The sequence below is a fragment of the Pseudomonas sp. Sample_14 genome (assembly GCF_004307515.1).
Classification (GTDB): domain Bacteria; phylum Pseudomonadota; class Gammaproteobacteria; order Pseudomonadales; family Pseudomonadaceae; genus Aquipseudomonas; species Aquipseudomonas atacamensis.
Map to the genome: position 1 here is coordinate 1 of NZ_RCOC01000061.1, position 6,816 is coordinate 6,816.

7 protein-coding genes are annotated in these 6,816 nt (G+C 61.1%); 2 read left to right on the forward strand and 5 right to left on the reverse strand.

Annotated features, from left to right (window positions below; genetic code table 11):
• Positions 1–196 precede the first annotated feature (196 nt).
• Positions 197–1,093, forward strand: coding sequence for a M23 family metallopeptidase (locus D8U61_RS14150; protein WP_016772485.1), 897 nt, complete (start codon positions 197–199; stop codon positions 1,091–1,093).
• A 174-nt stretch (positions 1,094–1,267) separates the two neighbouring features.
• Here the strand turns inward: D8U61_RS14150 and D8U61_RS14160 are convergent, their stop codons facing one another.
• The 3 genes from D8U61_RS14160 to phoB form a co-directional block, all read right to left on the reverse strand.
• Entirely contained in the window at positions 1,268–2,608 is a 1,341-nt protein-coding gene (locus tag D8U61_RS14160) for a hemolysin family protein (protein WP_016772486.1), read from the reverse strand.
• Between the two features lie 123 nt (positions 2,609–2,731).
• The gene (gene phoR / locus D8U61_RS14165) at positions 2,732–4,018 is read right to left on the reverse strand and encodes a phosphate regulon sensor histidine kinase PhoR (protein ID WP_231991049.1); all 1,287 of its coding nucleotides are present in this window, start codon (positions 4,016–4,018) and stop codon (positions 2,732–2,734) included.
• Positions 4,019–4,156: 138 nt separating this feature from the next.
• On the reverse strand, positions 4,157–4,846 hold the full coding sequence (gene phoB / locus D8U61_RS14170) for a phosphate regulon transcriptional regulator PhoB (RefSeq protein WP_007896474.1): 690 nt from the start codon (positions 4,844–4,846) through the stop codon (positions 4,157–4,159).
• A gap of 151 nt (positions 4,847–4,997) precedes the next feature.
• On the opposite strand from phoB, the gene D8U61_RS14175 reads away from it, so the two are divergent.
• A complete protein-coding gene (locus tag D8U61_RS14175) occupies positions 4,998–5,381 on the forward strand; it encodes a hypothetical protein (RefSeq protein WP_016772488.1) in 384 nt (127 codons plus the stop codon).
• Positions 5,382–5,498: 117 nt separating this feature from the next.
• Here D8U61_RS14175 and ubiA read toward each other — a convergent pair whose 3' ends face one another.
• Positions 5,499–6,389 (reverse strand): 4-hydroxybenzoate octaprenyltransferase, encoded by an 891-nt coding sequence (gene ubiA / locus D8U61_RS14180; protein ID WP_076564596.1) that lies wholly within the window; start codon positions 6,387–6,389, stop codon positions 5,499–5,501.
• Positions 6,389–6,816: chorismate lyase (locus D8U61_RS14185; RefSeq protein WP_130927144.1), on the reverse strand; the 428-nt coding region annotated here is incomplete at its 5' end. The genes ubiA and D8U61_RS14185, both read right to left, overlap by 1 nt.

The following is a 6,816-nucleotide window of genomic DNA, read 5'->3' on the forward strand; positions in this document are numbered from 1 at the left end:
TTTTTAGCGGTAAACACACCCAAAAAGCTTGACCGTGAACAGAGTATCTACAGGGGAACGCATTCTCATGTAGGAGCTGCCGAAGGCTGCGATCTTTTGCTTTGTGTGCTGGCTAATTTGAAACATCTGTCGACTAGCCTGGTCTGTCTCAGCTGCTAGGCTGATTCCCAGGCCTTCCTTCGACAGACTTTTGCCCATGCTCGCGCGCCTGCTGTTTTTCTGCGGTCTCTGCCTGGCTTCCCAGCTGGCGATGGCCATGACCATCTACAAATCCACCGACGCCAACGGCGTGGTCTCGTACAGTGACCGCCCGAGCAAAGGCGCGAAAGTGTTCGTGTTTCAGGACCGCATGGTCGAGCGCCTCGACCGCCAGGTGTACCTGGACATCAAGAAGCAGAAGGGCGTCGACGTAGTGTTTGCGCGCAACGATCTGTACGCGCCGGTCGAGGTTGCCCTGGCCTTCATCGGCACGAGCAATGTGCGTGGCGCGCCGTCGCGAGCGATCCGTCGTGTGCTGCCACCGCGCAGCAACACGCGGCTGGCGCTGCTGACGGCGATCAGTCGTGACCAGCCGCTGGTGTATTCGCCGCAGTTCCAGTACTCGCTGGGCGACCCCGCAGGCACCGCGCAGAGCTATCGCTATCCGCTGCCCTGGCGTGGCGGGCCGTTTCGCCTGAGCCAGGGCGCCAACGGCCAATACAGCCACTACGGGCCGAAGAACCGCTACGCCATGGACATTGCCATGCCGGTGGGCACGCCGATCATTGCCGCGCGAGCGGGAGTGGTGGTCAAGACCGAGAACTCCCAGAGCGGGCGCGGCACCGATGCCTCCGGCAATTTCGTGCGGGTGCTGCACGACGACGGCACCATGGGCGTGTACCTGCATCTGAAACAGGGTTCGGTAAGCGTGCGCGAAGGCCAGCGGGTCAAGGTCGGCAGCCCGCTGGCGCTGTCGGGCAACACCGGCAACAGCAGCGGCCCGCACCTGCACTTTGTGGTGCAGCGCAATACCGGCGAAGGGTTGGTGTCGATTCCCTATCAGTTCAACCAGCCGCTGGGGGCGTTGCCCAACTTTGCGTTGGGCAAGCAGTAGGCGCGATAGGGTGTTGAGGGTTTTTGTGGCGAGGGGATTTATCCCCGTTGGGCCGCGAAGCGGCCCCAAATATTGCAACTCTGTACTCACTGACTGCATTCAATGGTTTTGGGACGGCTTCGCAGTCCAACGGGGATAAATCCCCTCGCCACAAAACCTGCCCCGCAATCCTGTTCAATCGAGCATCAACACCTTGGCCAGGACAATCTTCGGCCCTTTCATCTTCTTGATGATGATCCGCAGGCCTTCGACTTCCAGCACTTCTTCCTCTTCCGGCACCCGTTTCAGGGTTTCGTAAACCAGCCCGGCGAGGGTTTCCGCTTCGATGTGATCAAGATCGATGCCGAGCAGACGCTCGACCTTGAACAACGGCGTATCGCCACGCACCAGCAACTTGCCCGGCTGATAGGCGAGGATGCCGCGCTCAGCCTTGCGATGTTCGTCCTGAATGTCGCCGACCAGCACTTCCAGCACGTCTTCCATGGTCAGGTAGCCGATGATGTTGCCGTCAGCCTCCTCGACCACGGCGAAGTGCGAGCCACCCTTGCGGAACTGCTCCAGCAGCTGCGACAGCGGCATGTGCCGCGATACGCGCTCCAGCGGGCGGGTCAGCTCGGCCAGGTTGAACGACTCGGGAATGTGGTCCAGCGCGGCCAGTTCCAGCAGCAGATCCTTGATGTGCAGCAGGCCGACGAACTCCTGGCGCTCGCTGTCGTACACCGGATAACGGCTGAACTTGTGGCGACGGAACATCGCCAGGATTTCCTTCAGCGGCGCGTTGAATTCCAGAGTGATCAGGTCTTCGCGGGAGTTGGCCCAGTCGACCACTTCCAGCTCGCCCATTTCCACGGCCGAGGCCAATACGCGCATGCCCTGATCGCTGGGATCCTGGCCACGGCTGGAGTGCAGGATCAGTTTCAATTCTTCGCGGCTGTAATGGTGTTCATGGTGCGGGCCGGGTTCACCTTGCCCGGCGATACGCAAAATCGCGTTGGCGCTGGCGTTGAGCAGGTAGATCGCCGGGTACATCGCCCAGTAGAACAGGTACAGCGGCACCGCCGTCCACAGCGACAGCAGCTCTGGTTTGCGGATCGCCCATGACTTGGGCGCCAGCTCGCCGACCACGATGTGCAGGTACGAAATGATGAAGAACGCGGTGAAGAACGACACGCCTTTGATGATCTCGGGCGAGTCGACGCCGACCGCGCTCAGCAGCGGTTCGAGAATGTGCGCGAACGCCGGTTCACCGACCCAGCCCAGACCGAGGGAGGCGAGGGTGATGCCGAGCTGGCACGCCGACAGGTAGGCATCGAGCTGACTGTGCACGGTGCGCAGGATGTGCCCGCGCCAGCCGTGTTGTTCAGCGATGGCCTCGACCCGGGTCGAGCGCAGTTTGACCATGGCGAATTCCGCCGCAACGAAAAAGCCGTTGAGCAAAACCAGGATCAGAGCAAAAAGGATCATGCCGAAGTCGGCGAAAATGGTAGCGAGGGACAAGCCAGGGGAAGGGTCCATGATGGAGTTTTGCGGGTTCCGTGTGATTCGAAAGTAGGGAGAAACAGCGCCTGAAAGGCAGGCACAAGTCAGCCAATGTAGCGGCTGACCGTGCGATTGCCTAGTGGCGTGTGCCGGGCGGCATCACTCGGCGGCGCTGATCGCCCGTGCGCTGGCCACCTGAGCCGGGGCGAAATGGCAGGTGAAGGTGCTGCCGTGGCCGGGCACGCTGCTGATCTCCATGCGCGCGCGGTGGCGCAGCAGCACGTGCTTGACGATGGCCAGGCCGAGGCCGGTGCCGCCGGTGTTGGAGTTGCGGCTGGAATCGACGCGGTAGAAACGCTCGGTCAGGCGCGGCAGGTGTTTGCTGTCGATACCGATGCCGGAATCCTGCACGCTCAGGTGCGCGCCCTGATCGTCGCCCCACCAGCGAATGCGGATGTTGCCCTCGGCCGGGGTGTACTTGACCGCGTTGAACACCAGATTGGAGAACGCACTGCGTAGCTCGGCCTCGCTGCCCTTGAGCAGCACTCCGGCATTGGCCTCGAGGCTGATGCGCTGGTTCTTCGCCCCGGACAACTGCTGCGCATCGCTGGTAATCGATTGCAGCAGTGTGTCGATCTGCACTGGCTGGTTGTCCGACGGATAGTCGGTGGCTTCCAGCTTGGCCAGCAGCAACAGATCGTTGAGCAGCGTCTGCATGCGCCCGCCCTGTTGCTGCATCTGTTGCAGGGCTCGGCTCCAGCGCGGGTTCACTTCCTCGACATTGTCGAGCAGAGTTTCCAGATAGCCGCAGATCACCGTCAGCGGTGTACGCAGTTCGTGGGAGACGTTGGCGATGAAGTCCTTGCGCATCTGTTCCAGCTGATGAATGCGCGTGACATCGCGGACCAGCATCAGGTGTTCATTGTTGCCGTAGCGGGTCAGGTACAGCTGAATGCGCACGCGATCGTTGGTCGGCGAAGGGATTTCCAATGGCTCGGCGAAGCTGTCCTGCTCGAAGTATTCCTTGAAGCGCGGATGGCGCACCAGGTTGGTCACCGGTTGGCCGCTGTCCTGCGGAGTCTTCAGGCCGAGCAGGGTTTCGGCGGCACGGTTCCACCATTCGAGATTGCCGTCGCTGTCGAGCATGATGACCGCGTCTTTCAGCGCGGCGGTGGATTCCTGCACCCGGTCGATCACCGCTTGCAGACGTCCGCGCACCCGTTGGTCGCGGCGTTGCAGGTGATAGATGCTGTCGAACACCTCGCCCCACAGACCATAGCCATCGGGCGGTGCTTCGTCGGGTTGATGCTGGCGCAGCCATTCGTGCAGACGCAGCAATTGCTTGAGCGTCCAGGCCAGATAAAGTCCCAGACCCGCCGCGAGGCTCCAGCCGTAATAGCCGGTGATCAGGCCGATCACCAGGCAGGCGGTGACCAGCAACAGCATGTGGCGAATCAGGGTGCCATGCCAGTTTTGATTCACAGAGGCGTCCTTAGCCGCAGCTTCAAGTTTCAAGCCGCAAGCTCCAAGCTAAAACGGATCGGCTTTCACTTGCCGCTTGTAGCTGGAAACTTGCAGCTGCTTTTACGCTTTTGTGGAGAACCGATAACCGGTGCCGCGCACGGTTTGTACCAGATTTTCGTAAGCGTCGCCGAGGGCCTTGCGCAGGCGGCGGATGTGCACGTCGACGGTGCGCTCTTCGACATAGACGTTGCCGCCCCAGACCTGGTCGAGCAACTGGCCACGGGTGTAGGCGCGTTCCTGATGGGTCATGAAGAATTGCAGCAGGCGGTATTCGGTCGGGCCCATTTCGGCGGGTTTGCCGTCGATGGTCACGCGATGGCTGATCGGGTCGAGCAGCAGGCCGCCGACTTCGATCGGCGCTTCGCCATCGGTCGGTCCGGCGCGGCGCAGCACTGCCTTGAGGCGGGCGACCAGTTCACGCGGCGAAAACGGTTTGGTGATGTAGTCGTCGGCGCCGACTTCCAGGCCCTGGATCTTGTTGTCCTCTTCGCCCTTGGCGGTGAGCATGATGATCGGGATGTCCCCGGTTAGCTCGTCACGCTTGAGGCGCCGGGCCAGTTCGATGCCCGAGGTGCCGGGCAGCATCCAGTCGAGAAGGATCAGGTCCGGTTTGCGGTCGACGATGATGGCATGCGCCTGCTGCGAGTTCTCTGCCTCGAGGCAGTCATAGCCGGCCATTTCCAACGCCACGGCGATCATTTCGCGAATGGGCGCTTCGTCGTCGACGATCAGAATGCTCCTGCCAACCATGCCTTAATCCTCTTGTCATTTAACTGTCTTGCGCCGCATTAGATAACGGAATTATTGCAGTCGTGTGACAGTATTTCAGGCGCGCAACATTTGCACCCATCCTCGACTAAGCTCTAAGTCCGAATCCTGACAACCACAAAAGAAGGTTTCCATGACTCAGATGACTGCTTCGTTCAAAGCCCTGCTGCTGGCCGCCGCCCTGACATTGCCGGGGCTGGCCATGGCGGCCGATCCGGCGATGGAAAAGGACGGCATGTACACCGATCAAAAGGGCATGACCCTGTACACCTTTGCCAAGGACTCCGCTGGCAAGTCCGCGTGCAATGACAAGTGCGCGGCAAACTGGCCGCCGCTAATGGCGACAGCGAATGACAAGTCGATGGGGGACTGGACGGTAATCACTCGTGATGATGGCAGCAAGCAGTGGGCCTACCAGGGCATGCCGCTGTACACCTTTGTGATGGACAAGAAGGCCGGCGACATGACCGGCGACGGCAAAATGGACGGCGCGTGGAAAGTCGCCAAGGCCAAATAACCACGACGCACAAAACTGTGGGAGCGAGCCTGCTCGCGAAAAGCAGTGTGTCAGCTATTGCAGAGGTGACTGACATGACGCCTTCGCGAGCAGGCTCGCTCCCACAGGTGTCATGCATCAGCGCAGTGCGTAATCCAGCACGATCCCGACAAATATCGCCAACCCTGCCCAATGGTTGTGCAAGAAGGCCTGGAAGCAACGCATACGGTCTTTGCTGCGCGTGTACCAGAACTCCCACGCATAACATCCCGCAGCCACCAGCAAACCGAGGTGGAACCAGATCCCCAGCTCGAACTTCGACCCGGCCAGAATCAGGCAGGCCAGCGACAATGCCTGCAAGCTGAGGATGATCACCCGATCCGCCTCGCCAAACAGAATCGCCGTGGATTTCACGCCGATCTTCAGGTCGTCATCGCGATCGGTCATCGCGTAATAAGTGTCATAACCCACCGTCCACAGCAGATTGGCGATCCACAGCAACCACGCCGCCGCCGGCAATTCTCCGGTCTCGGCGGTAAAGGCCATTGGCATGCCCCAGGAAAACGCCGCACCCAGCACCACTTGCGGGTAGTACGTGTAGCGCTTCATGAACGGATAAGTGAACGCCAGCGCCAGACCGCCCAATGACAGCCAGATCGTCGGTGCGTTGGTGCACAGCACCAGCAGAAAACTGATGCCCATCAGCACGGCAAAGAACACCAGCGCTTCCTTCGAGCTGATCCGGCCAGCGGCGAGCGGCCGTTGCGCGGTGCGTTTGACATGGCCGTCGACCTTGCGGTCGGCCCAGTCGTTGATCACGCAACCGCCGGCACGGGTCAGCACCACGCCGAGGACGAAGATGACGATGTTGGCCAGCGACGGCGAACCCTTGCCGGCAATCCACAGCGCCCACAGCGTTGGCCACAGCAGCAGGTAAATGCCAATCGGCTTGTCCATGCGCGTCAACTGAACGAAATCCCAGGCGCGCGGGTTCAGACGGTTGAGGGACTTGAGCAGGCTCTGATACATCAGCAGTTCTCCGGATGGGCGCGGGCGACGTCCCACAGGCTCGGCAGGAAGATTTCCGCGACCAGCACGCTCAGCGCGCCACGGTCGAAACGCGAACGACGGCCCCACAGCTCAGGGGCTTGCACCGCCGGCGGCAACCATTGTTCAGGGTAGTGGCAGACTTCAATTGCGCGGCGCTGGAACGCCTGATCACAAAACAACAGTTCACCCAGCGAGCGACTGCCCAGTTCATCCATGTGCAAACCATCACCTTGCAGGGCCGCCCGCGAGGCAACGCTGCGGGCAAACACCCAGGCCTCGCCGTGGCCGCGCAAATACACCTCACGCGCCCAGCCTTCGCTGCCCTCGGCCAGATCCAGTGCCGCGCATTCATCAGCGCGCAGGGTGTCCCAGCCTTCGAACAACGGCGACACGCTGAAGCCATCCT

Coding starts and splice junctions, on each gene's coding strand:
- D8U61_RS14150 (WP_016772485.1), top strand. CDS start 197: ATGCTCGCGCGCCTGCTGTTTTTCTGCGGTCTCTGCCTGGCTTCCCAG.
- D8U61_RS14160 (WP_016772486.1), bottom strand. CDS start 2,608: ATGGACCCTTCCCCTGGCTTGTCCCTCGCTACCATTTTCGCCGACTTC.
- phoR (WP_231991049.1), bottom strand. CDS start 4,018: ATGCTGTTGCTGGTCACCGCCTGCCTGGTGATCGGCCTGATCACCGGC.
- phoB (WP_007896474.1), bottom strand. CDS start 4,846: ATGGTTGGCAGGAGCATTCTGATCGTCGACGACGAAGCGCCCATTCGC.
- D8U61_RS14175 (WP_016772488.1), top strand. CDS start 4,998: ATGACTCAGATGACTGCTTCGTTCAAAGCCCTGCTGCTGGCCGCCGCC.
- ubiA (WP_076564596.1), bottom strand. CDS start 6,389: ATGTATCAGAGCCTGCTCAAGTCCCTCAACCGTCTGAACCCGCGCGCC.